The following is a 1,154-nucleotide window of genomic DNA, read 5'->3' on the forward strand; positions in this document are numbered from 1 at the left end:
GTTTTCGGCCAACAGGTAGTGGTTCTTGATATAATCTTTCAGGGCAACAGAGCGGTTGTGGGCTAATTTGTCGTTGCTGGCGTATTTGCCTTCGGGTGAGGCATAGCCATCGATAAACAGACCGGTGATTTGTGCATCCTGATCGCCCATTACTTCAAGGAAGGCATCGTTGATTTTGCCTAACTCAACCGGGTTACGACGGAAGTCGGGAAGGATTACCGAGCGGCCAACCTGAAAGTCAAGGAAAGCGCTACCCTGACGGTTACGGGTCTTCACTTCGGGAGCGGGGGCTACCAAGGCTACAAGCGGTTGCACTTCGTAAGGGGCACGGGGGGCCATTTTAACACGGTCGCTTAACTTATAGGTGTAAAGGTTTACTTCACTACGGCAACCTATCAGTTCCTGACGGAGGTACAGGCTGGCGTTGTCCATCCAACCTTCGTAGGGAATGGCTACTTGGTAGCTCATGTGTTCGTCGGTATATTTATTGGCGTTCACAATCATGCGGGGGGCGTCGTAAAGAGACAGCCATTCGTCGCTGGCAACCATAAACCAACGGGCGTTAATCATCGAACGGGTTTTACCGTTCAATTGTACGTAGGGAAGGTCAACGATTTGTTTGCCGTTACGCAACTCGGGCGTAAAATACATGCTAGAGCAGTTGGGAACAGCATTGGCTTCTACTTTAATGTCGAAACAAACAATTAAACTGTCGTTGCGTTCCGAAAAATCGGTCGATTCTACGTAAACAGAGCCTTTGTAGTTTTGGGCGTTGATGGTGCCACAGATAGTAAAGAAGAGTATAAAGGCGGTTAAGTAACCTTTTTGTTTATTTTTATTTTTCATCTTTTTGTTATTTTTGGTTTGAAACGCAGATTAACGCGGATTAACGCAGATTATTTAATTAGAGATTAATCCGCGTTAATCCGCGTTAATCTGCGTTTCAAAAATCAGTAGCTTCATTTTATTTCAAAAAATAAATCAAACTCAACCCAATCTTTGTTGGCCCAACATAATGCGTAGTGCCTTCGTCGAGTTTCAAACCGCATTTTGGTGCTTCAAACTTTTCGTAATCTATATAGGCGTAGCCGAAACCAACGGTGGCTTCAAGAGACCAACGGGGTGATAACAACCAGTGATAGCCCCATGATACA

At 45.4% G+C, this 1,154-nt stretch carries 2 protein-coding genes; both read right to left on the reverse strand.

Annotated elements, in window-relative coordinates:
• On the reverse strand, positions 1-846 hold an 846-nt coding region (locus D0T85_RS21855), incomplete at its 3' end, for a DUF3868 domain-containing protein (protein WP_163215647.1).
• Positions 847-964: 118 nt separating this feature from the next.
• Positions 965-1,154: DUF3575 domain-containing protein (locus tag D0T85_RS21860; RefSeq protein WP_163215648.1), on the reverse strand; the 190-nt coding region annotated here is incomplete at its 5' end.

It is taken from the genome of Bacteroides sp. 519, assembly GCF_010500955.1.
GTDB lineage: Bacteria > Bacteroidota > Bacteroidia > Bacteroidales > Bacteroidaceae > Bacteroides.